The organism is Bacillus sp. CBEL-1 (assembly GCF_004348885.1).
GTDB lineage: Bacteria > Bacillota > Bacilli > Bacillales > Bacillaceae_H > Priestia > Priestia aryabhattai_A.
Map to the genome: position 1 here is coordinate 242,897 of NZ_SBIM01000003.1, position 22,479 is coordinate 265,375.

At 37.8% G+C, this 22,479-nt stretch carries 22 protein-coding genes and 1 riboswitch; of the genes, 3 read left to right on the top strand and 19 right to left on the bottom strand.

The features are described from left to right. Window positions 1-4: 4 nt before the first annotated feature. Both EPL02_RS01405 and EPL02_RS01410 read right to left on the bottom strand, forming a co-directional pair. Window positions 5-730 carry a ThuA domain-containing protein gene (locus tag EPL02_RS01405; RefSeq protein ID WP_094909856.1) on the bottom strand — a complete coding sequence of 242 codons (726 nt, stop codon included), beginning with the start codon at window positions 728-730 and terminating at the stop codon, window positions 5-7. Between the two features lie 53 nt (window positions 731-783). After that, on the bottom strand, window positions 784-1,818 hold the full coding sequence (locus tag EPL02_RS01410) for a LacI family DNA-binding transcriptional regulator (protein ID WP_094909855.1): 1,035 nt from the start codon (window positions 1,816-1,818) through the stop codon (window positions 784-786). Between the two features lie 323 nt (window positions 1,819-2,141). Here EPL02_RS01410 and EPL02_RS01415 point away from each other — a divergent pair, with 323 nt between their 5' ends. Further along, window positions 2,142-2,717 carry a cell wall hydrolase gene (locus EPL02_RS01415; protein WP_131886846.1) on the top strand — a complete coding sequence of 192 codons (576 nt, stop codon included), beginning with the start codon at window positions 2,142-2,144 and terminating at the stop codon, window positions 2,715-2,717. A 34-nt stretch (window positions 2,718-2,751) separates the two neighbouring features. On the opposite strand, the gene EPL02_RS01420 is transcribed toward EPL02_RS01415, so the two are convergent. The 4 genes from EPL02_RS01420 to EPL02_RS01435 form a co-directional block, all read right to left on the bottom strand. Further along, on the bottom strand, window positions 2,752-4,086 hold the full coding sequence (locus EPL02_RS01420) for a sodium-dependent transporter (RefSeq protein ID WP_131886847.1): 1,335 nt from the start codon (window positions 4,084-4,086) through the stop codon (window positions 2,752-2,754). Window positions 4,087-4,223: 137 nt separating this feature from the next. Beyond that, window positions 4,224-4,403, bottom strand: a complete 180-nt coding sequence (locus EPL02_RS01425) for a hypothetical protein (RefSeq protein WP_094909853.1) — start codon at window positions 4,401-4,403, stop codon at window positions 4,224-4,226. A 262-nt stretch (window positions 4,404-4,665) separates the two neighbouring features. Next, complete coding sequence (locus EPL02_RS01430; protein ID WP_094909852.1) at window positions 4,666-5,409, bottom strand: TspO/MBR family protein; 744 nt, start codon at window positions 5,407-5,409, stop codon at window positions 4,666-4,668. Window positions 5,410-5,585: 176 nt separating this feature from the next. After that, complete coding sequence (locus EPL02_RS01435) at window positions 5,586-6,962, bottom strand: sodium/glutamate symporter (RefSeq protein ID WP_131886848.1); 1,377 nt, start codon at window positions 6,960-6,962, stop codon at window positions 5,586-5,588. A gap of 394 nt (window positions 6,963-7,356) precedes the next feature. Then, window positions 7,357-7,455, top strand: a riboswitch (TPP riboswitch). 113 nt (window positions 7,456-7,568) lie between these two features. Between EPL02_RS01435 and tenA the strand changes: the two genes are divergently transcribed. Next, window positions 7,569-8,258: a thiaminase II gene (gene tenA / locus EPL02_RS01440; protein ID WP_094909850.1), complete on the top strand. Its 690-nt coding sequence runs from the start codon at window positions 7,569-7,571 to the stop codon at window positions 8,256-8,258. A gap of 41 nt (window positions 8,259-8,299) precedes the next feature. Here the strand turns inward: tenA and EPL02_RS01445 are convergent, their stop codons facing one another. From EPL02_RS01445 to EPL02_RS01455, 3 genes are read right to left on the bottom strand one after another with little or no spacing between them, the layout of a single operon-like run. Continuing rightward, window positions 8,300-9,667, bottom strand: coding sequence for an aldehyde dehydrogenase (locus EPL02_RS01445; RefSeq protein ID WP_165932512.1), 1,368 nt, complete (start codon window positions 9,665-9,667; stop codon window positions 8,300-8,302). 49 nt (window positions 9,668-9,716) lie between these two features. Continuing rightward, window positions 9,717-10,019: an ArsR/SmtB family transcription factor gene (locus EPL02_RS01450; RefSeq protein WP_094909848.1), complete on the bottom strand. Its 303-nt coding sequence runs from the start codon at window positions 10,017-10,019 to the stop codon at window positions 9,717-9,719. A 15-nt stretch (window positions 10,020-10,034) separates the two neighbouring features. Continuing rightward, a complete protein-coding gene (locus EPL02_RS01455; protein WP_094909847.1) occupies window positions 10,035-10,814 on the bottom strand; it encodes an SDR family NAD(P)-dependent oxidoreductase in 780 nt (259 codons plus the stop codon). Between the two features lie 266 nt (window positions 10,815-11,080). Here EPL02_RS01455 and EPL02_RS01460 point away from each other — a divergent pair, with 266 nt between their 5' ends. Next, entirely contained in the window at window positions 11,081-12,259 is a 1,179-nt protein-coding gene (locus tag EPL02_RS01460; protein WP_094909846.1) for a MerR family transcriptional regulator, read from the top strand. 33 nt (window positions 12,260-12,292) lie between these two features. Here the strand turns inward: EPL02_RS01460 and EPL02_RS01465 are convergent, their stop codons facing one another. The 10 genes from EPL02_RS01465 to EPL02_RS01505 all read right to left on the bottom strand — a co-directional run bounded on the left by EPL02_RS01465 (window position 12,293) and on the right by EPL02_RS01505 (window position 22,474). Beyond that, window positions 12,293-13,255, bottom strand: a complete 963-nt coding sequence (locus EPL02_RS01465) for a nucleoside hydrolase (RefSeq protein ID WP_397428354.1) — start codon at window positions 13,253-13,255, stop codon at window positions 12,293-12,295. A gap of 24 nt (window positions 13,256-13,279) precedes the next feature. After that, entirely contained in the window at window positions 13,280-14,770 is a 1,491-nt protein-coding gene (locus EPL02_RS01470) for an FAD-dependent oxidoreductase (protein ID WP_286175157.1), read from the bottom strand. A gap of 118 nt (window positions 14,771-14,888) precedes the next feature. Continuing rightward, a complete protein-coding gene (locus EPL02_RS01475; RefSeq protein ID WP_094909844.1) occupies window positions 14,889-15,470 on the bottom strand; it encodes a superoxide dismutase family protein in 582 nt (193 codons plus the stop codon). Between the two features lie 354 nt (window positions 15,471-15,824). Further along, on the bottom strand, window positions 15,825-16,301 hold the full coding sequence (locus EPL02_RS01480) for a YusW family protein (RefSeq protein ID WP_131886850.1): 477 nt from the start codon (window positions 16,299-16,301) through the stop codon (window positions 15,825-15,827). Window positions 16,302-16,374: 73 nt separating this feature from the next. Beyond that, on the bottom strand, window positions 16,375-17,757 hold the full coding sequence (locus EPL02_RS01485) for an aspartate kinase (protein ID WP_094909842.1): 1,383 nt from the start codon (window positions 17,755-17,757) through the stop codon (window positions 16,375-16,377). Between the two features lie 185 nt (window positions 17,758-17,942). Beyond that, the gene (locus EPL02_RS01490) at window positions 17,943-19,817 is read right to left on the bottom strand and encodes a PTS fructose transporter subunit IIABC (RefSeq protein WP_094909841.1); all 1,875 of its coding nucleotides are present in this window, start codon (window positions 19,815-19,817) and stop codon (window positions 17,943-17,945) included. Between the two features lie 12 nt (window positions 19,818-19,829). After that, a complete protein-coding gene (pfkB, locus tag EPL02_RS01495; RefSeq protein ID WP_094909840.1) occupies window positions 19,830-20,744 on the bottom strand; it encodes a 1-phosphofructokinase in 915 nt (304 codons plus the stop codon). After that, complete coding sequence (locus EPL02_RS01500) at window positions 20,741-21,493, bottom strand: DeoR/GlpR family DNA-binding transcription regulator (protein WP_131886851.1); 753 nt, start codon at window positions 21,491-21,493, stop codon at window positions 20,741-20,743. The genes pfkB and EPL02_RS01500 overlap by 4 nt, the downstream gene beginning before the upstream one ends. A 354-nt stretch (window positions 21,494-21,847) precedes the next feature. Beyond that, window positions 21,848-21,988: a hypothetical protein gene (locus EPL02_RS20725; protein WP_165932490.1), complete on the bottom strand. Its 141-nt coding sequence runs from the start codon at window positions 21,986-21,988 to the stop codon at window positions 21,848-21,850. 153 nt (window positions 21,989-22,141) lie between these two features. Then, complete coding sequence (locus tag EPL02_RS01505) at window positions 22,142-22,474, bottom strand: YolD-like family protein (RefSeq protein ID WP_165932491.1); 333 nt, start codon at window positions 22,472-22,474, stop codon at window positions 22,142-22,144. Between the last annotated feature and the right edge of the window lie 5 nt (window positions 22,475-22,479).

The following is a 22,479-nucleotide window of genomic DNA, read 5'->3' on the forward strand; positions in this document are numbered from 1 at the left end:
TTCCTTAGTTTTTTACCGTAATTTTTTCAAGCGGTTGAGCGTTTCCATATACTGGACGTTTGCGATCAACAGGCTTTGCCCAATTTACAGCGTTTACAATTACGCGTTGGATATCTTTATTGTGGTAAGTTGGATATGTTTCATGTCCTGGTCGGAAGTAAAACACCTTTCCGTTTCCACGCTTATACGTGCATCCGCTGCGGAAGATTTCTCCACCTTCAAACCAACTTGTGAAAACAAGTTCATCTGGAGCGGGAATATCAAAATGCTCTCCATACATTTCTTCACGCTCAAGTTCAATAAATTCTGAAATCCCTTCTGCAATTGGGTGAGAAGGATCGATAACCCATAAGCGCTCTTTTTCATCTGCTTCACGCCATTTTAGATCACAGCTTGTTCCCATTAATGTTTTAAAGATTTTTGAAAAATGTCCCGAATGTAAGACGATTAGTCCCATACCATCCAACACGCGTTGCTGTACTTTTTGGACTACTTCATCCGATACTTCTTCATGAGCTAAATGCCCCCACCAAACAAGCACATCAGTATTTTCAAGAACTTCATCTGTTAACCCATGCTCAGGCTCATCAAGCGTAGCTGTAGCTGCTGTATACCCAGCTTCTTGTAAAAATGAAGCAATAGCGCCGTGAATCCCTTCTGGATAAACTTCTCTTACAACTGGATTTTTTTGCTCGTGACGATTTTCGTTCCATACCGTTACTTTTGTCATTTTTATATCCCCTTTAACACCATTTGTTTTTAGTGAACCGATTAACCTGCCACTTACCTTTTCTTTTTAGCTGTGGACTCCCGCTGAACGAGCTCAGTCGACAGTCGAATATGTTGAAGTGCGGTAGTTTCATTTTCAATTGCTTGAATAATTGATGTGGCAGCTACCGACCCTTTATTAAATACATCTTGACGTACCGTAGTTAAGCTAGGTGTAGCATAACTACTAAACGTTAAATCATCAAATCCTACAATTGAATAATCTTCTGGTATGCGCTTACCTTCTTCTTGTAGCGCTTTCATTATTCCTAATGCTAGCGTATCAGATGAAGCAAAGAATGCAGACATAGAATGTGGACGTGATAATAACTCTTTTCCCACCCTGTATCCATTTTCAAATGAACTATCTAACGCTTCGAATATATGTGATTTGCACGGCTTGATCCCCGCCTCTTTGAGCGCTTTTTCGTAGCCAATAAACCGCTTATGGTCGATAGGGCTATTTGTCATTCGATGAGCAATGAAACCGATTGCACTATGACCTAGCTCAATTAAATGTTTCGTAGCTTGATAGCCACCTTCCTCATCGTTCATCGTAATATGATTGAAATAACGCTCGTACTTATCGTATGTATCTACTAACACGATAGGCTTAGATAACGCTTTCATCTCTTCGTATAAACGATTTGGAAATACGCCTAAAAATACTAGGCCATCTACGTTTCGCTTGCGAATCCATTTCATGCACTCACTTGGACTTTGCACACCTGAAATGAGTAAATCATATCCATTTTTACGAAGTACGTATTCGATTCCACTAATCATTTCACTTTGATAGTGATTATCTTTAAACATCGTAACAAGGGAATCATTCACTAAAGGAAACATAACCGCAATGACGTTTGATTTTCGCTTTGACAAACTTACTGCCGTTAGATTTGGTTCATATTCAAGTTCTTTAACCGCTTTCAAAATTCTCTGTTTTGTTTCATCTGATACTTTGTTAATACCATTTAACACATAAGATACAGCTGCGGGAGAAACTCCTGCGTGCTTTGCAACATCTCGAATCGTTATTTTTCCATTCATATACCCACTCCAGTTAAACGGTTAACTAGTTACACGCTCATTATAAGCCACCTTGAATTTCAAGTCAATCCTCTTTTTAGAAATAAGAATAATTATTTGAATTAATTGTATCTTTACGGATAGGTACTCTTCTTCGTTATTTCACTCCTTTAAAGCGCAACGTTTACTATCCATTAAAGATATGGGCATTTATTACGATTATTGTTAAATTTATTTAATATCTTCCTAGACTGGTATGTTTTCATTAATGACAAGACACCTCGTAAGCTGTTACTCTTTAGAACGTGCACGCTAAAACAATACACATCGGAGGTTATAAAACTATGTGGAAAAGATTAGCTATTATTGGTGCTTTAACAGTGCCTATGCTCGGATTAGGGCATTCAGCAAGCGCAGCGGAAACAACGCATCGCGTAGAAAGCGGCGATTCCCTTTATAAAATTGGGATGGAATATGGTGTCTCTATCAAAGATTTAAAAGAGGAAAACAATAAAGAAACTGACGGACTTGCAATCAATGAAACACTAAAAATCCCAAGTTCAATTAGCAGTACAGACAAAGATCTATTAGCTCGTATTATTCATGCAGAAGCAAAAGGAGAGCCTTATCCTGGAAAGGTTGCAGTTGCGACTGTTATCTTAAACCGCGTCGATGATGATGCATTCCCAAATTCTATTCGTGAAGTCATTTACCAAAAAGGCCAGTTTGAACCTGTAAGCAATGGTGAAATTAACAAGCCAGCGGATGCTGAAGCGAAAAAAGCAGTAAATGAAGCGTTAGCATTACACGGACAAGGAAGCGGTTCTCTCTTCTTCTTCAACCCTTCAAAAACAGATAACCAATGGCTACGTCAAAAAGAAGTTACTACTACAATTGGTGACCACGTTTTTGCAAAATAAAAAAAAGCACTCCTTCTGGAGTGCTTTTTTTTGCCTAATAGGCACTAACTAAGTTAAATAAAACCACAATAATAATGAACGGTAACACATATTTAACTAAGATAAACCACGTTGAAAATAGCTTTTCGGACTTGACGCTTCCGGCTTTAAATTCTTCAAACACGTGTTCTTTTTTCATTTTCCATGTAATAAAAATAGCGATTAATAAACTTCCTATAGGAAGCATTAAATTACTTACAAAGAAATCTGCTGTATCAAAAATGTTTCTACCAAACACCGTGACATTCTTTAAAACACCAAATGACAACGCTGAAGGCAATCCTACAAGAAAGACAATCCCCCCTGCTAACATTGCAGATCTCGGGCGTTTTTCCTGCTTTTCTTTTGTAAGAGCCGCCACAATAATTTCGAGTAGTGAAAAAGACGACGTTAACGTTGCAAATAAAAATAACAGCAAGAATAGTGCTAAAAATACAGATCCAAATGGTACTTGCTCAAACACTTGTGGCAATACAACAAAAAGTAATCCTGGCCCTTCGGTTGGCTCCATGCCTAATGCAAATACGGCAGGGAAAATAGCTAGTCCAGCTAGCAATGATACAACCAGATTTAAAATAGAGATGGAACCAGCAGATTTTGTTAAGCTTATGTCTTTTCCTAAATATGAACTATACGTAACCATGCAAGATAAACCCACACATAAAGAAAAGAAAGACTGCCCTAATGCGTACAGGACAGATGTACCTGTAATAGCGCTAAAGTCAGGCTTCAAGAAGAACTCTATACCTTCTGTTGCGCCATCTAGGGTCAAAGAACGAACAACGATAATTAAAAAACAAATAAATAACAAAGGCATCATATATTTATTTGCACGCTCAATCCCTTTTTGAACTCCTCTTGATATAACATATACGTTGATAATCAAAAATAAAGCCTGCGCTCCAATTACGAGATAAGGCTCTGCGATAATCGTATTAAAAAGTGCACCATATTCTTTCCCAGTAAGTAATCCACTAAAGCTCATAATGGTATAAAGCATAATCCATCCGCCTACAACGCTGTAAAAAGACAGCAAGACAAGACAGCTAAGAACACCTACTCTCCCAATCCAAACCCAAGCTGTATTGGGGGCAATTGCCTTATACGCACTAATCGCTTCTTTTCCAGTATGTCTACCAATAATGAATTCCGCTAACAACAGCGGCAATCCAATAAAGAGCGTAAACAGTACAAATAATAAAAAGAATGCTCCTCCACCGCTTGTCCCAGTCACATAGGGAAATTTCCAAATGGCACCAAGACCGATCGCAGCACCTGCAGATGCTAATACGAATCCTAAACGTGAAGACCACTGATTTGCTTTACTCATATAACCAAATTCTCTCCTCTTCTATACTCATCTGAATAGTACTTTATCATATCTCGAAGAGAAAATCATTCTCTATTGCACTTTTTCAAGAAAAACATTGCTTATTTCATTTTCTTACAATAATTTTTCAGTTCTAACTATTCACGAAAAGAAGATTCGTCACCGTCATATGCTTCTTGATTCGAAATAATTTCAATATGCAAATGTCCCTCCTTTTCTAACCTAAGGGCTTCTTGCTCCGCTTCCGCCTGATTTCGGCATGTAATTTGACTATATTCCATGTTTTCTTTATTCGTATACGCTACTAAATAGGTCATTTTTTCCGCTCCTCTTCTACTTTATCACTTATCCTATAGCCTTGAATGCACGTATTTAAACATCCTAGACTATTTTTTTCTTCTCTACATACTTATAGATATAATCAATCCTGTGTAAAGGAGGGTACAGAATGACCTTTATTTTATCTTTTATTCCCATTGTTGTCCCTTTTGGCATATTGATTTGCTTAATTGGTTTTACCTCTTCCTTATTAGAGGAGCGCAACGAAAAAAAGAAACCCTAGCCATCGCTAGGATTTCTTCACTTTCGATAATTACGAATGAGTTGAACAAGGATATTAAGGACCAATATCACAACTACAATCCAAACTGTTGTTACAATTCCTGAATATGCACTTTGCTTAACAGAAATTGCAATAAAAGCCCATACAAACACGAGTGAATATGCAATGTCTCTGTTTTTTCTTGTAAACAGAATACCTAATATTCCTCCCACTATAAGCATAATGATGGCCCACGTCTCTTCACTTAAACCAAATAACGTTTCAATTCCATTAGCTTGGAATACAACAAAGACATTAACAATTGTTGCTACGGAGACCCACCCAATATAAATAGAAATTGGCAGCCTCATGAACCACGTTGTCATTCTTGAATTTTGAATAATGGAGTAAATAATCATCAGCGTTACTAAGAATAGAACAATTACGAGTAAGGCAAGAGTGAAATAACGATATTGGAAGATAAAGATCCAAGCACTGTTTAGTAAACAACTAATAAAGAACCAAATACCAATTTTCGCATAAATTTCTTTTTGATCTTCTCTTGCAATAAATTGACGAATAACCCAGATGACCAAAAGCGTATAGATGAGCCCCCATATTGCAAATGCATAACCCGCTGGTGTAAATAGCGTTGGCACACTATCAGACACCTCACCTGTATTTTGCCCACCTATCGGTAACGCGTTTGCTAAATAGTTTACGATTAACACGAGAACGAGACCAATCGCATTTAAGATGCTATAAAAACGAAAATTCGCCATACTATTTCTCCTTTCCTGTAGATGTGAATATAGTCGTCCTAGCTAAAAAGATCAAATAGTAGCTTCTCTTCATTAATACCTCGTCTGAACTAAATTTATGCACTCGTTCACAAAATTTCTTAGAATAGGCCTTTTGACTCCTAAAAAAAATAAAAACTCAGCCTAAGGCTGAGTTTTTATTTTGAGTTTGCTTCTATACTTCTTGATTGACTCGATGATTTCTTTTCGTTTTTCACCCAGCCTCTTGACATTGCAAATAAATAAATAGCGATGCTCGCTCCAAGTGTAATAAGTACAAACAACCAATGCTGGTTCGTTGCGATCATTAACGGAGCAAATGTAATAAGAAGAATCTCTACCGGCGCAATCGGTATATACGCCAATGCATAATCATCAAGTGTTTTACTTTTGCTTTCTGGGTCCGCGATACGCAATAATGCAATTCCCATTGCTGTTGTTCCTGTAATCCAACCCCAAGTAAAAATTCCTCGTTCAAACCAAATTGGACCAAAGAACTTACCAGAAAGAATTCGGAATACAAACCATGCAAACACTAGGCCAAACACTAACAACAGTGCAAAAGGTACGATGTAGCTCGCTACTGCTGATAAACTAATAGAAGCGATACCAAACGCTACTAAAAAGTCTGTTGCGCTTCCGCTAATTCGATTCATTACGTCTGCATTAATATACTGATCGCTGTTCGTTTTCTTCATAATACCTTTAATAGCTAGCCCTACAAGAAATGCTAAGGAGAAAGCTGGTATTGTTACTGAAGGCAACAACGTTTGACCTAACTCACTTAAGTAATAACCACCCAATGCGATAATTGTCACTAACGCTACATGTAAGACAAGTGGATCAACAGCAATCGATGATACCGTATCCATTTTTGTAGAAGTGCGCTTTTCGGGAGGGATTAATCCTGTGCGTAGTTCTCGTGGTAAATCTTCAAATCTTGCAAGGTAATTTGTTTCACCTTTTTTTGAATAATATTTAATAAACGCTAGTCCTACTACAATTGAGCAAATAACACCAATTGTTGCTGATGTCATCGCTAACGATAATCCTTCTTCCCATCCTTGCTTTGCAAATGCGTCTCCCACAGCAGCCGCTGTTCCATGCCCACCAATAAATCCTGCTGCTAATAACAAACCAAACCCTAAGTTTAAATCTCCCCAAACGTTATTTAATAGTAGCAATGAAAATAGTAAACCGACTCCCCACATCGCTAGCATAATCATTTGAGAATATGACCACATACTACCTACGCGGCCAGCTATTTCTTTAAACTTTACACTTTGAGTTGCAATTGGAATCGCACCAAAGATGACCGCAATTAAGATACCTGGATACGTTCCAATTTGATTAGTGAATGGAATGAGACCAATACCGTTTGGCCCTAATGCTAAGCCCAAAATTCCTGCAATAATACTCGCAGGTAAAAATAAATTTTGTACCCACCTGACCTTTGCTCGAATAATGGTACCAGCCACTAATAGAAGTGAGATGAAACCAACATCCACAAATAAATCCCATGCTGATAAATTCATTAAACAACCTCCTTAAAAAATATAATTCCTACTAAATTGACAGGACTAATTTATATTAAACTAAGCAAACTGAAAAGGCCATTTAGCTTCAGCTAAACACCTTTTTAATTTGTAGCTTAATTCTTTAATTGAGCTTGTTTAAACGTAACGAGCTTACGATTATTATAGCATGATAGTGCAGCCTTTGCACATTTCGACAGGATTCGTGACAATTTTCTTATTTTTTCATCAACTACTTCAAGCGTATAGTTACTAGTTTCATAGGTAATTTATCTCGGTTATTTTTTAAACAATATAAATATTCAGATCACTATACTTTGTTACTTTTGAATCATTCTTTCTAAACTTTTGTATAATTCTTTTTTTTATGTTAGATTAAATAGGAACACATGAAAGAATCCACTAGGGGTGCCTTTTGGCTGAGACAAGGAATCTTGATCCCTTTGAACCTGATCTGGTTTATACCAGCGTAGGGAAGTGGTACGGCGTTGTTGTGTCATACATCCACAATTGCCTTTACCACTCCATAGATAATGGGGTGTTTTTTTGTTTTTGTCCCTATTTATACGTGCTCTTCTTGTGGATTCAATTAGGGAGGAATAACAATTGTCATTTTCAGCTCAATTACGCAAGGAAGCATCTTACATTTACGATGCCATTTTTCAACATCCCTTTGTTGTAGGTATTAAGGAGGGAAAAGTTCCAAAAGAAGCTTTAATTCACTATGTAGCACAGGACTATGAGTATTTAACTGCTTTTGTTCGTATATATGGTGCGGCGTTAACAAAATGTAGTACCCGCGATGAAATGGAAGTGTTTAACAACGGTATTTCAATTGTTTTACATAGTGAAGTCCATCCCCATAATAATTTTTGTGAAGTAGCTGGCATTCGATATGAAGACATGAAGCATCAACCATTAGCACCAACAGCCAACCACTATATCAGTCACATGATGACAGTGGCACATACAGGAACACTAGGTGAAATTATTGCTGTTTTATTACCTTGTCCATGGACGTACGTTGAAATTGGGGAACGTATTGCAAACGAAAGAAACATAACACCAGATCATCCTTTTTACGAATGGATTTCCTTTTATACTAACGGAGAAATGAAAGAAACGACAAAGTGGTTTTGTGAAAAATTGGATAATCTAGCAGAAAAAGCTTCTGTTGAGGAACGTCAACGCATGAAAGAACACTTTATAAAAAGCTGTGAACTTGAGTATTTATTTTGGGACATGGCCTATAAACAAGAGCAATGGCCCCTCTCTCAAACCACTGTGCACTCATAACAAACAGGGCTTCTTATAAAGAGAAGCCCTCTCATTTAACGTTATTTTAAGAATTTTTTAATCGTTTTTAAACTTTGATTGTCAGACGGATATTTAAAAGCAAAATCAAACTTTGTCGTTTGTTTCAGAACACTTTTAAAGTGAGAAAACGTTTTAAAACTAGCTTCACCGTGATATTGACCAATTCCACTTTCTCCCACTCCTCCAAACGGAAGGTGTGGGGTTGCTAAGTGCATAATTGTATCGTTAATGCATCCACCACCAAATGAAGTTGTATTGATAATTTGCTGCTGAACGTCTTCACTTTCTGAAAACAAATATAGAGCTAACGGCTTTGCTTTTTGATGAACTGCACTTACAACCTCATCTACACTTTCGTATTCAATAAGGGGTAAAATCGGCCCGAAGATTTCTTCTTGCATCACGCTTGAATCCCATTTTACTTCATCTAAGACAGTTGGAGCAATCTGTAGCGTTTCTTCATTATAAGTACCGCCAATTACAGGTTTTCCATCTTGTAAAAACTCAATTAAACGATCGAAATGTCTCTCACTAACAATTCTGCCATAGCGCCCGCTCGTGAGTGCATCTTCACCATAAAACTGCGTTACGGCTTTTTGAAGCTCAGCAATAAGCTGAACCTTTACATCTTTATGAACTAACAGATAGTCTGGAGCAACGCACGTTTGACCAGCATTCATACTTTTACCAAACATGATGCGCTTGGCCGCAAGTTCAATATTTGCATCCTTATGCACAATACAAGGACTCTTGCCTCCTAACTCTAATGTGACTGGGATGAGCTGCTTTCCTGCTTCTTGCATAATAACTTTTCCAACATTGACACTTCCTGTAAAGAAAATATAATCTAGCGTTTGCTTCAATAAAATTTGAGTCGTTTCCACCGCTCCTTCTATAACTGTAACAAACGAAGGATCAAACGTTTTAGCAATAAGCTCCTCCATTATCCTTGAAACGTTAGGCGTCAGTTCCGACGGCTTGATAATTGCCGTATTACCTGCTGCGATAGCACCAATTAGCGGTGAAATAGCTAGCTGAAACGGGTAATTCCATGGTGCAATAATAAGCGAAACTCCGTAAGGTTCTGGAATAATATAACCTTTTGAACCAATATGAGTCAGCGTCGTCTTTGCTTTTTTAGGTTTCATCCACCCATCTAAATGCTTTAACGTAAAGCGAATTTCTTCTAACAAAATGCCGATTTCAGAAGTGTATGCTTCTACTTCCGATTTGTTTAAATCTTTTTTCAAAGCGTCCATAATCGCTTCTTCATTGGATTTAATCATGGATTGTAAGTCTTTTAGAGCCTGTATTCGAACTGCTTTGGATTTGGTTTTCTGCTCGTAAAAATAGCGCTTTTGTTTCTCTACAATATTACTGATAACCATCTCATCTGTAACGTAATACTCACTATGCTTCATTTTTTCACCTCTTTAATTATAAACATTCAGTTTCCACCGTTGAAATTAAATCTTTTAACAGCTCGACCGCATCTTCTAATGCAAGTGAATAATACCGCTGTGTTCCTTTTTGTTCAATGCTTACAAGCTTTTGATCACGCAATATCTTTAAATGATGAGATACTGCCGGCCGAGATAGTGTTGACTCGTTTGCAATTTCATTGACCGTTAGTGGCTCTTTTTCTGCTAGTAATAAAATGATGTCCTGCCTTGCTGAATCGCTTAATGCTTGAAAGACAGGGATACTTGATCGAAATAATTCCATTGCGCGTGTACTCATAACTTCTTTCCTCTCCTACTTAACTTCTTGCATGCTTCTTACAACTTTTGTAATCAATTTACGTGGCAAAAACCTCGGTAGCATAGTTGCTACTTTAAACTTCGCTCCAGGTATAATCACTGTTTTCCCTTTCATAAATTGTTCATAACCTGTTTTCGCTACGTCTTCCACACGTAGAGCTCCTGATTCAAATAATTTTGAGCTACTTAAATTAGCTCGGTCACTAAATCCTGTCTTAGTAGGACCCGGACACAGTGCACTAATGGTTACGTTAGTATCTTTCAACTCATTTTCCAACGCTTCAGTAAACGATAAAACGTAAGCCTTTGTTGCATAATAAACCGCCATCAATGGTCCAGGTAAAAATGCAGCTACTGATGCAATGTTAAGGATTCGCCCTTCATTCCGCTCCACCATTTCCGGTAAAAATAATTTTGTTAAATAGGTAAGCATTTTTATATTTAAGTCAATCATATCTGCTTCTTCAGACCAAGATGTCTCGATAAATGTACCATATAAACCAAAGCCAGCATTGTTGACTAGAAACTCAACTGTAATTCGCTGTTGCTTTATCTCATCGTAAAGTTTTAACGCTTCTTCTTGTTTAGAAAGATCTTTTATACTAATTAAAACCGAAATTGAATAGTTATCTTCAAGCTCTCTCTTTAGCTCTTCAAGCTTTTGTTTACTGCGTGCTACTAAGACAAGTGAGTAGCCATCTTTTGCAAAATGATATGCCAACTGTTTTCCAATTCCACCTGATGCACCTGTAATTAAAGCATATCCTTTTTTCATTTAAAACACCCTTTCTGTTTGTATGTTTAAAAACTTAAACATTTGAACATATCTTACCGAACTTAGTTTATGTTGTCAACTTTTTATACATACGAGCGTTTTACAAATTTCTCTTTTTGTTTACATAAAAGGCTAATGTCGTCTAGTTTTGACAACCTTTGTCACCTAGCAGGAAAAATTAGTTAGATATGGTGAATACAACATACAACGAAAATCAAGCTAGTACATACTTTTATTATTAGGAAAGAATTAGAGGAGGAAAAAAAATGACTGAGATTTATACAATTAAAGCTGTATGTGACCGCCTAAATATAGACCGCCGCACATTAAAAGGGTGGGAAAATTCCTTAAAAGGCTATTTATATATTGATCGAATAGACGGGGCGCGTGTATATACGGAAGAAAAGATTGAGTTACTCAGTGATATTAACCAGCTGTTTGCTGAAAACTGTACCTTAGATGAAGTAAAAGAATACGTACAGCTTGTGAGTCAAGAAACGAAGGTAGTCTATGAAGAAGCTGCTCCGACACAAGTTGATGAATTTGCACCTGCAAATACAGAAGAAATTGAGACACACGATGCAAAGATTACCACCGAACAAACCATTCCTTCTATTGAACAGCCATTAAGTGAAGAAAAAATAGTATCATCTATGGAGGAGTTTGTGAATGAGCAAACTGAGGAGTCTGCTATCGAACCAGAAAAACCATCTGCTCATGATGTCATCGTTCACGAAAGAGAGATGCTGCAAGGTGAGCTTGTAGAAGCTGTTCGACGTTATGAGGATGTTTTTGAAGTACTGAATTCATTTAAAGATGATTTATTAAAAGAAATGCGGGAAGGAATGCGTAATGAAGTGCGTGAAGAAATTGTTGGTGAAGTAAAAAAAGAGCTTGAAAAGAGCGCTAATCAAACGTACGAAATGGTTGAAACTGTAGGAGCCGTTATCTCTGAGTCTTCAGAGCGTAACGCTAAAGAAGTCGAGAATATGTCTAAAAAAATCATTCGTGCCAACGAAAAAGCACTGGATGAAATCTCATCTATTATGGATGAACAATCGCATACCGCGGAGCAGAGCGCTGAAGAAATGAAACTATACATGAAAGATATTGTAACAAACGCCGATGAGTCATCAAAAGAGATGCAATATTTGCTTGACCGCTTTTCTAGCAACTCTACCGTGGCAATGAATCAAGTTAAATTTATGGTCGAAAAACTCTCTAATTCTTCTAGTCATACGACAGAAGAGCTGCGAGATTTAATTGATTCCATGAACGAAGAACGAGTTTACTATTTAAAAGAAATGGAAAAAGAACGAAAGCTTCATCGTCAAAATGTTTCTGAACGAGAGGAAATGTTCAATGATTTTGTTCAAACATTTCGTCAAACGGCTGCTGCTGATATGAAAAGAAAGCGAAAGTGGTGGAAGCTCTTTTTATCATAACAAGTAAAGTCCCCATAACCATGGGGACTTTACTTATATTACAGGCCTAACTAGAATTGTTGTAAGCTCTTTCAAGAATTCCTGTTCATTAATATTCCATGCTATATACGATGGCTCTTTTTGCTCTTCCACTAATGTTCTGGGACGGAAATCTGCGATGCTTTCTCCTTTTGCTTCTCCACTTAACTCTATACTTACTTTACGTTGAACATATTGAATCAGCTTCTCGTTAACTAAAGCCATTAACGGGACGATGTCATGTATAGGCGTCCCTTGTATACCAGGCCATTGCTTTTTATAGGCTTCAAAATAATAAGTATAAATTGGTATGACTAGAGCTTGAAATGGATTTTGACTGGTTGATGATATTTTTTGAATGGTTTCGGGTTTAACAATCACCTTATGTGTAACATTTAATGGATATACCCGAACTTTTTCTGCTCGTTCCATCACTACATTAGCCGCGATAGGGTCACCATGAAAGTTAGCTTCTGCAACAGGTGTAACATTTCCTGGCACCATAAAGGCCCCACCCATTATCAAAAATTCACTTACATACTCATTTAATACATCCCCATGAAGTACAAATAACATAGCTAATTCTGTTAAGCGCCCCGTAGCAACAACCGTAATATTTCCTTTATATGCTTCAATTAATTCAAATGATTTACTAAATGGTTCCACTGGTAACGCATAGGATGAAGAAACATTAATTGGTCCTAACGTTTCTCCATGTATCTCGGGATAAAATACAGAGATTTCACCAGTAATTGGCCCTTTAGCTCCTTCAATAATTGGAATATCTTTACGGTTTGCTAATGTTAAAATATAAGAAGTATTTAAAATTGCATCTTCTTTTGATACATTTCCATATCCGCTCACAACTCCTACTACATTAATATTAGGATGTAAAAGAGCATACATAAGCGCCACGGAATCGTCAATACCTGGGTCCATAAATAACAAGGCGTTAACCTCTGCTCGCAAAGCACACACCTCCCATTTTTTAACACACACATGTTATATAGTATATTTATGTTCAGTGATGCTTTGAAATACATGATACCCACTTACAGATGCTCCAATCGTTCCTGCACCAGGGAAAATCGTATCTCCACAGAGCCATAAACCGTTAATACCTGAGCGGTGAGAAAGGCTGTTAAACAAAGCATGCTCTAGCGTTTGAGGAAATCCGCCTACACCTCCGTGGGCTCTTGATGTGAAACGTTCCCATGCCATGGGTGCACCAGAAATTTGATGAATGGCCCTTTCAATATGTGGAATTAATGTTTTTATGCCCGCAATCATTTTCTTTTCCATTATTTTTTTTCTTTGATCATACGCCTCTCTTGTTTGCCACTTGCTTAAGTCGATATGAGTTGAGGCCGTAATCGTTCGATAGCCTTGTGGTGCTCGTCTCTCGTCATTAGGGTGAGAAATCGATACAAAAATATGTTCACCCTCTGTCATAACTCCTTGCTCTGAAAGAAGGATCTGCTGAAATAAAGAAAGGTTACTCGGTAAATCTTCTTCCTTGATAGCCAAATACATCGTAAATGTACACCACTGCGGTAACTTTGCTTTCGCTCTCAGCTTTGGGGTTAGTTTCATGTACACATCTTTATCTAGTATTGTGCTTAAGTTTTGAATGGGAACGTTGCACACAACATGAAAAGCATCATAGGCATTATTACGATGGTCATGGATTATCCACCGATTGTCTTTTCTTTCTATTCGCACTGCCTCTCTTCCTTTCAGTGTCTTTCCTCCATAGTCTTCAATGTACATCTGAAGTACTTCTGCAACTTGATACAGTCCTCCCTTTACATAAAACGCTCCTTCGTGATAAATGTCTAGTGCTAAACATGCTAAAACTAACGAGCAAGATGCGCTTGTTGTTTGCATGCTATCAATTAGCTGGCCATCAATAAAATGAACAAAGTCCTTTTCTCCTTGCAAGCCGTGCTTCTTCAGTAACGCTGAGAACGTTTGGGGAAAGTGAGGGATTAACCGTAAAGATGAAAATTCCAGCGCTGCTACAAGCTTTCTCCATTCTGCAAAAGTTTTAGGAGGTAAAATAGGTAAGTGAGCCATGAGTTTTCTCACTTCTAATGCAATTTGCTCCACCTCTTTATAAAAAGACATAATGTTACTCTCATACCCTTTAAATTCTTTCTGTAAGTAAGCGATATGTGCTTGACGATTCTGATAATAAGTGAGTGTTCGGTGAGGGAAATGTACATCCATAACCGTACTGAGCTTTTGAACTTCCACATCAAGACCAAGAAAACGTAAGATTCTTTCATGAACCCCACCTTGTTCAAAACCCATTCCGAGCGTTGCGCCTACAGGAAACGTATACTTACCTCGGTTGAACTTTCCTGCACAGCCCCCCCATTCCCTTGATGCTTCCAACACGGTAACAGAAAACCCTACTTTTGTTAACAAAGCCGCTGCTGTGAGCCCACCGATTCCCCCACCTATTACGACAACTTCTCTATTCACATTCATCACCCTCCTTTCTCTTATTGTGCGCTCCATTTTTTCATGTGACAACTTATAGTCTGCTCCAAAATATCAACAAAAAGAAAAAAGCCGCGAATAACCGCGACTTTCACTAAAAAACATTTTACTTGGTAATAACGCCACAAATAACACGGTCCCCAGAGTTTCCTGCAGGATCCGTTTCATAATCATCTGGACCTGCATGAATAACAAGCGATGAACCGTCAACATCAAGTAATGAATTAGGCTTTCCTTCTTCTAGCGTTACAAGCGAAGCGAAAGTCTCTGCTTTAATTGTCCCTCGCTCATCTGCTTCTAAATTAGGAAGGTCACCACCGTGAGGACCTTTAGGGTTTTTAAATCCATGCTTTCGATCATAGGGATTAAAATGTCCACCTGCCGTTTTGAAATCTGGCACTTCACATTTACCAATTTCGTGAATATGAAAACCATGCCTACCTGGGGTTAGCCCTTTTGCTTCAATTTTAATACGCACTCCATTTTTTTCTTCGGTAAGCGTTGCTATCCCTACCTTTGCTCCTTTTGTATTCATTAATTCTACAGTTAATGGGGCAATCGATCCCTTATTTACTTCTGCTGCTGGTTGATATTCCTCCTGGGAATGTTGATGACCTTGTCCTAATCCACAGGCTGCTAATAGTAAAAAAACTGCGCTGACACAGCATTTCATTACAATTGTTTTCATTCTTTATTCCTCCTTCAGCTGTCATATCATCATCCTTTCACATTTCATAGGTTTTTAGACGTCAAAACAAAAAGAGACCAGGATATAACAAAATGATTCCTTCTCAAGTCAAAGATAAAGCATTACTTTTTTATCATAGATTGTAGAAACAAAGCCTTTCCATCACGCTCCAGATACTTTCTTTCCACGGAGAAAAATCTAAACCTTTCCTTTAATTCTCCTATGTCCTACGCTCTATTCCACTCTTTTTTAAACTTGTTTTTTGAGTCAATAAAAAATCCGAACGATTGAGAGTTGACTCTCAATCGTTCGGACAGATCATTGACTGAAATACTTATGTCTCAGCCTCTTGTTTTATTTGTTAATATTGTATTCTTTTTCAGTTCCATCAGCAAAACGTATTTCTAATTCAAATGATTCATAATCATTTTTTAAATTAAATACCTTTGATACTTCTTTGACAACATCTTCTTCAGATGTATTTTGGTCAAACGTTAATTTTTCAAACTGAGGTGATAGTTCATCAAAAGCCTCGTTGCCTTTTAAGTGATTATCGTTTGCTTCATCGTCAATCTTTGCTTCCATATCATCTTTTTCATTTTCATATTCTACTTCATAGTCATTATTTAAACCTTTATATTCTACATCTAAATCAAACTTTGAGAAATTAAACGCCATATTCTGATCATTTTCGTTGTTTGTTGACTGCTGATCTACGTTATCCTCAACTGGAGCTTCTGGCGGCGGAGATTCCACCTCATCATTGTTACATGCAGCTAAACCTAATAAAGCAGCGAACGATACAGAAAGAACAGATACTTTTTTCAACATAAAAACGCCTCCTTAAATATACGACTACTCTTCGTATACCCAACGAGGCGTTTATTATACACATATTAGTACATTACTTTACGCTTGAATATGAAATACTGTACATTTTATTAAAATAAGTATTGTACAATGCCTGAACAGCTTTTTCAAGTGCATCAGCCTTTACGCCAAACATCATGCTTACTTCTGAAGAACCTTGGTTAATCATTTCTAAATTCACGCCTGCTTTGGCAAATGCTTCTGTAGCTTTAGCCGCAATTCCAACAGAGCTGTTCATTCCTTCTCCTACTACCATTACTAGCGCCAAGTTTCTTTCAATTGAAATGTTATCTACTTCTAGTTCTGTTTGAATGCGGTCAAGTACACGCTCTTCTACTTCCGGCGTTAGCTGATGTTCACGCATAACGACTGAAATGTTATCGATTCCAGATGGCGTATGCTCATATGAAATCCCTTCGTCTTCTAAAATTTGCAAAAGGCGTCTGCCAAATCCGATTTCACGATTTAACAAGTATTTATCAACATGAATGTTGCAGAAGCCTTTATCACCTGCAATGCCTACGACAGGTTGGTCACCAACTTTTCGCTTAGAAACAATGAATGTTCCTTTTGCCTTCGGATTATTTGTGTTCTTAACACATACTGGAATTCCAGATTTAAAGACCGGTTCAAGCGCTTCGTCATGAAATACAGAAAAACCTGCATAAGATAATTCACGCATTTCTCGGTAGGTCACTTCTTTCATTTCACTCGGTTTTTCAACAAGCCTTGGATCTACGCTATAAATTGCATCTACATCTGTAAAGTTCTCATATAAGTCTGCTTTAACACCCGCTGCAACAATAGAACCTGTAATATCAGAACCACCTCTTGAAAATGTCACAATGTTGCCTTGTTCAGAATAACCAAAGAAGCCTGGGATAACTAAAATACCTTCCCGCTCTTTTAACTTCGGTAACTCTTCATACGAAAGCTGCAAAATTCTTGCTCTACCTGGTTCATCTGATACAAAAATACCAGCTTCTTTAGGGTTCACATATGAAGCTTCTTCTCCTAAATGCTGTAGATATGCAGCCATTAACCTTGCATTATTATCTTCACCGCTTGCTTTCAAACAGTCTAATAAGCGGAATGGGTCATCTTTATGTAAAGAAATTAGGGAGTCAATGTTTTCAATGATTTCTGTAATAATCCCTTCAGACATTTCTAACTCAGTCACAATTTCTCGATAACGATCAATGACTTTGCCAAACTCTTCTACATAATCTTCACCTAGCTGAATCTGCCCAGCGAGTGCAATTAATAAATCTGTCATTTTTGTGTCATCAGCATATCGCTTACCTGGTGCAGATACAACAATCATTTTTCTCTCTTTGTCTGCTTGAATGATTTGTGCAACTTGTTTAAATTTCTCTGCGCTTGCAACTGAACTCCCACCAAATTTCGAAACCTTCATCTTTGAGACACTTCCTTACCTGTTTTTAATATTCAACTATTGTAACATAATTTGTCTGACAAAAAAGCCTTCTGTCTAATTTTTCTAATAATTCTTCAGATAATAAACCTATTGTACTCTCAAAAAGAACAAATGTCTACAAGAGAAAAACAAAACCTCCTGCTTTTTGCAGGAGGTTTCAGCTTTTAAACTGTTTTTTTCTTTTTCAATACTCCAACAAGTAGAGCCGTTACAACTGCACCGATAATAATAGCTAGTGCGTATAAGAATGGGTTACCTTCTACTACACCAATTACGAAAATGCCACCGTGAGGAGCTGGTAAACCAATGCCGAATACCATTGTTAATGCACCCGCTACTGCTGCACCAATAACCGCTGCTGGAATTACGCGACCTGGATCTGCTGCTGCGAATGGAATAGCTCCTTCTGTAATAAATGAAGCTCCCAGCGCGTAACATGTTTTTCCTGCTTCACGTTCTTGTTGCGTAAATTTATTTTTGAAGATTGTCGTTGCTAACGCTAAGCCTAATGGAGGAACCATACCACCAGCCATAATTGCAGCATGAGGGCCAAAGTTTCCTGCATCAATCATCGCAATACCAAACGTAAATGCCGCTTTGTTGATTGGACCACCCATGTCAATGGCCATCATACCAGCTAAGATAATTCCTAATAGTACTAAGTTACCCGTTTCAAACCCACTCAACCACTGTGTTAATCCATCATTGATTGCTTTAACCGGATCAATAATGACGTAAAGCATGATCATTCCAGTAACAAATATACCAAATAATGGATATAAAAGAACTGGCTTAATGCCATCTAAAGCCTGTGGTAAACGACTGAATAACTTTTTCAGCCCAAGTACGATATAACCCGCTAAGAAACCTGCGATTAATCCACCTAAAAAACCTGCTTGACCAGTAGAGGCCATTAAACCACCGACCATACCTGGTGCTAAACCTGGACGATCAGCAATACTCATCGCGATGAAACCAGCTAAGACTGGAATCATTAAGCCAAATGCGTTACCGCCACCAATTGTATTTAATGCTGCTGCAAATGCATTATAGGTTGGATCATCGGGTTTAACTGCATCAATTCCAAACATGAACGAGATGGCAATTAAAATCCCGCCTCCTACTACGAATGGAAGCATTGCAGATACACCGCTCATTAAGTGTTTATAAAACCCTTTACGCTCCGAGCTTCCAGAAGAATCATTCTCAGATTTACCACCGTCACCGCTATAAACAGGTGCATCTCCTTTAAGCGCTCGATTAATTAACTCTTCTGGTTTACGAATCCCTTGTGCTACTGGCACTTGAATAACCTTTTTGCCGGCGAAACGAGCCATTTCAACCTGTTTGTCAGCTGCTACGATAATCGCTGTTGCTTTTTCGATTTCTTCAGCTGTTAACGCGTTCTTAATTCCACTGGAACCATTTGTCTCAACTTTAATCGTAACGTTCATTTCTTTTGCTTTTGCTTTTAAACTATCTGCTGCCATATAAGTGTGGGCGATACCCGTTGGACAAGCCGTAACTGCTAAAACTAGCTCATCATCTGACTTTGTATCCACTTCTTCTTCTGGCTGTTCATTCTCAGTTTCTTTATCATCAATTAACTGGATAACTTCATCAATCGACGCAGCACTTAATAATGACTGACGGAAATCTGTATCCATTAGTAACGTCGATAAGCGCGATAACGTTTCTAAGTGTGCATTATTTGCTCCTTCACTCGCTGCAATCATGAAGAATAAGTGTGCCGGCTGACCATCAAGTGATTCGTAATCAAGCCCTTCTTTTGAGCGTCCAAACGCAATCGCTGGCGTCTTTACCGAGCTTGTTTTTGCGTGTGGAATCGCAATTCCTTCACCAATTCCTGTTGTACTTTGGGATTCACGGTTTAAAATTGCTTGTTTATATCCTTCACGATCGTTTAAACGACCTGCTTCATCCAGTTTGCCAACTAGCTCATCAATAACATCTGCTTTGGATGAGCTTTGTAGATCAAGAATGATTGTGTCTTTTTTTAATAGCTCTGTAATTCTCATTCTCGTTTCCCCCTACTTTATCTTTGTAATTGAAACTTGTTCTAATAATTCTTCTACATAGCTTTTTTCACATAGTTCAAGTGAAAAAGCTGTAGCACTACCTGATGCCACACCTGTACGGAATGCCTCAAGTAAGTCATTTTCTTTTGTGTAAGCTGCTAAAAAGCCCGCTACGAGTGAGTCACCTGCTCCAACTGAATTCTTAACATTTCCTTTTGGTGCAGTTGCTCGGTACACCGCATCTTTTGTAATCAGCAGTGCTCCATCCCCAGCCATGGAAACTCCTACGTTTTCTGCTCCCATTTCCACTAGCTTTTGACCGTATTGAATTGCATCTTCCACTCCGCTTACCTCAACGTTGAATAATTCGCCAAGCTCGTGGTGATTTGGCTTAATAAAAAATGGGTTATGCTTTACTACATCTAGAAGCGTTTTCCCACTTGCATCCACCACAACTTTTACACCTTTAGCAGTCGCTTGTTGTGCAATCGTTTCATAAATATTTTTTGGAAGCGTTTTCGGAATACTCCCTGCCAACACGAGCATATCCTGCTCTTTCATCTGAGCGATTTGCTGTAAAAGCTCCTGAAGAGCTGCTTCCGAAATCGTAGGACCTTGTCCATTTACTTCTGTTTCAGCTTTTGTTTTTAGTTTTACATTAATGCGAGTATCTTCATTGACCTTTGTAAAAGCTGTTTTAATTTCTTCCTCTTTTAAATAATCTTCGATATAAGTTCCAGTAAACCCACCGATAAAGCCAAGCGCTTTGTTTTCAACGCCTAATCGTTTCAACACGCGAGACACATTAATCCCTTTTCCACCGGGAAACTTTACTTCGCTTGTTGTTCTGTTTAATTCGCCTTCTTGAAAGTCTGTTACATGTACAATGTAATCAACTGAAGGGTTTAACGTACATGTATAGATCATAATTTCACAACCTTTATGTCTGTTTTGTTTGCATATTGTACAAGCACCTCTTGCGGTAGCTCATTTGTAATAACAGTTGCTGCATGTAGGTCTGCTATTTTAGCAAAGCTGGTTTCAAAAAACTTTGTTGAGTCTGCTAGAATATAGGACTCTTGAGATAACTTCATCGCTGTTTGTTTAATGAGCGCTTCCTCAGAATCCGGTGTTGTGTATCCATATTGATGATGAATTCCGTTTGCTCCCATAAAGCATTTATCAAAGCGATACTGCTCTAAACTTAAAAGCGCACCGTTTCCAATTAAAGCTCCAGTCTTATGCTTGACAGCACCACCTGTTAGATAAAGATTAATACCTTCTTCAAGCATTAAATTTAAATGCATAAGTCCATTTGTTACAACAACTACATCTTTTTGCTTTAAAAATGGAATCATTTCATATGTTGTCGTTCCGGCATCTAAAAAGATGCAATCGCCTTCATGGATAAGTGAAGATGCGTATTCAGCAATTCTTTGTTTGTCTTCTACATTTTTATCAGCTTTTTCTATGACGCTTAGTTCAATTCGCTTTTTCTGAATTAATGAAGCACCACCATGAACACGTTTAAGCAGCTGCTCCTCTTCTAATTGACTTAAGTCTCGACGTATTGTGGACTCAGAGGCACCGGTCACTTCAATAAATTCCTGCACTTTAACAAGCTCTTTTTCTTTTAAAAGCTTTAACATTAGCTGATGCCTTTCAGGTGTTAGCATAACGTGACTCCTTTTCCAAAAAAGCGTTTTCATTTATCTTTCATGGTTTTACTTTAACATGCAAATCAATCAAAATCAATCATAAAAAATCATATTCATTCACTTTTTTAAGTTTTTTAATTAAAACTTACAATTAACGGAAGCGCTTCAATATGTAGACTTCAGTATACTTATACCAGTATACTTATAATGAAGTGGATTATTATAACCAAACGTTATAAAACGGTCATATCAATTACTAAACCTGTCAATTTTGAACGTTTATGACTGTTTTATGATAAATAGAGTTTGTCCACTTAAATTTGTCCACACCAAAAAGTTGTCCATTTTTTTGGACAACCATTGGGAAGTTCGTTATTTAAATAAAAACAGCAACATATATAAAATGGATGCTAGCGCTGACGAAATAGCTAAACTAGATGCAAAGCGAACGAGCCTTCTTTTAATAAACTGCGTTAACTCAATTTCTCTCACTTGACTTTTTTCATTTTGCATAGCTTTCCCCTTCTTCTTGACATGGCTACGGAACACTTCTACACTCATTACTCTCTCGTGCTGCCGTAAGCTTTTTTATCAGTATATGCAGAGCCTCTAAAAAAGATACAAAGCCACTGAATATAATAAAAGCTACTTCAAAGTTGAAGTAGCTCAATCTATGCAAAGCATTGCGTTAACCACAAAGCTTTCCCGAATAGAATATGTATAATAAGGACCCGTTGCTAACAGGCGGTTTGATTGCTGATCAATACAATCAATCGTCACGCGATTGTACTTTCGAATGCTGCTTCCTTCATAAACGTGTAGATTAACTAGCTGATGTTGTTCGCACGCTGTATGAAGGATTTGACTAATAACTTCTCTACCTTTTGTTCGTACTGGTGGCGCCTCTAATTTTAAGTGAGAACGATAAATTTCTTTCATCTGTTCTACATGCTCCGGCATCAAAAGCTTTGCATATTCTTTTAGCTCTTCTTGATACAATTTCC